This window comes from Corynebacterium sp. HFH0082 (genome assembly GCF_000411235.1).
In the GTDB taxonomy this organism is placed as follows: domain Bacteria; phylum Actinomycetota; class Actinomycetes; order Mycobacteriales; family Mycobacteriaceae; genus Corynebacterium; species Corynebacterium jeikeium_D.
In genome coordinates this window covers 2,491,596-2,493,224 of record NZ_KE150404.1, presented here as the reverse complement: position 1 = coordinate 2,493,224, position 1,629 = coordinate 2,491,596, and the positions used below count along the sequence as shown (strand labels likewise).

At 49.8% G+C, this 1,629-nt stretch carries 2 protein-coding genes; both read right to left on the bottom strand.

The genetic code is table 11. The features are described from left to right. Nucleotides 1-382 precede the first annotated feature (382 nt). Entirely contained in the window at nt 383-472 is a 90-nt protein-coding gene (locus HMPREF1206_RS11495; RefSeq protein WP_369707167.1) for a ClbS/DfsB family four-helix bundle protein, read from the bottom strand. A 243-nt stretch (nt 473-715) separates the two neighbouring features. Next, a complete protein-coding gene (locus HMPREF1206_RS11490) occupies nt 716-898 on the bottom strand; it encodes a ClbS/DfsB family four-helix bundle protein (RefSeq protein ID WP_065419905.1) in 183 nt (60 codons plus the stop codon). Nucleotides 899-1,629 lie beyond the last annotated feature (731 nt).

The following is a 1,629-nucleotide window of genomic DNA, read 5'->3' as shown; positions in this document are numbered from 1 at the left end:
AATAATCTTGTTTGTGGGTCGTGGTAGCCAGTTCCCGTGTGGGGTGGGCTGCTGCGGCCCACTTTTGTTTTACCCACGAGTAAACAGAATTAACTCGCGTTTTAGTGCTGATGGTCTCTTCCGGCTTAGGACGGTTTGCCATTAGGTCGGTTTGATCGCGGCGGATATGCAAACCTTTAGTCGACCGGCAGCAAACCTACGAGCAAATCAGAATCAAATACGTCGGTCGTACAACGATTACTGGTGCATACCGGCAACTAGCCAAAGAGCCGATGCAGCACCTCTAGTCATTCCAATGAACGGCTCGGATCAACCATGTTGTTAGAGCCGGTCAAATTTGCTTTGTGCTCAAGACAGGGGTCGACGTGGTTGAGTCAATCAACTAGCAAGCAGCGAGTTTCTCCCATGTCCTTATCTTGGTACGAAACGTAGTGAGGGGGGCAACAGTGTTGATATGTACCCACTTCCACACCGGTCATACTGACGGAGTGGAAGACGCCCACGCTCGCTGCTCAGACTCAAACAGCTCTGCTTCGGCCAGTCAGGGTACCAGTTGGATTACCTCGGCGAGTAGAACCTCGAATCGATTAATCAGATCTCGGGGTGGTACCAGCTCCCAGTGTTGGTAGAAAGACTCGTACAAGCTACCTAGCTAATCGCATTTGAAACTAGGAGCTTCAGTCACCACCTCTTTGTCCGCTTGCTCTTTCCGCTTTCAGCTAAGCAGTAATTCCATCCAGTCCAATAGGTTCGCGATAACCTGCCGGGGCGTGCGGTCTATTCCCTCAATGAGCATTTGCCCACCATCATCGGGAACATCCTCGAACTTGCGGATGAATAGACACCCGCGTTTAGTGGTCTCTGATTCAATCTCGCTTCCGGATTCATATGGCTTCACCACACATTTTCGGTGGAGCACTCTATATCCGAGGTATTCATGCGTATGTTCAAGTGTCCTGGGGTTAGTTCCGCTTTTTACGACCCTGGGTTGATGAAATAGGCAAGGTAGCACTTGGTTTGCGCTTCCCGTGGTGTGGCTAGTCCAGCACTTTGTGTATCCGCATAATTCTTTACCAATGCATCGTCCGCAAAGTGGCAAGTTCGATTTCCGCTTCTATGTTCACGAGTCTTGCGTATGAATGAGTTTTGTCTTGTAGAGAGTGTCGACTCCCTCAGTTGGAGCGTCGTGTTAAGAATCGTGGAACGTGGTGATGCTCGGACGGATTCCAGGACCGAGGTAGGAACTAGATCCAGCACGCTTCACTTACTGCCTCGCGCGTGTTGTTGTTAGATTGCTTATGGCTGTTAATGTGTTGATGCACGTTAAAAAAAGCCCTGGTGACCTGGGGGTTCGCTTTATGTGTGAAGTGTGTGTAATGTATCCGGGGTCAGCGCGACAGGGCGATGTGATTGCTTGTTGTGGTGATGTGGGGGAGAGTTTACTTTGTATTCACGGTCGGTTTGACTTGTGTTTGCGGTGAAGGTAGAGTCTTCTTCTGCTGCTCATGTGGTGGTTGCCCTGGTTGGGGTGGTTGTTTTCGTGGGTGTGTGTTGTGTGAGAACTCAATAGTGTGCCGATGTACTAACTAATACTTTTTTGGGAAAGTGCTTGTTTGGTTGTCGTTTGCG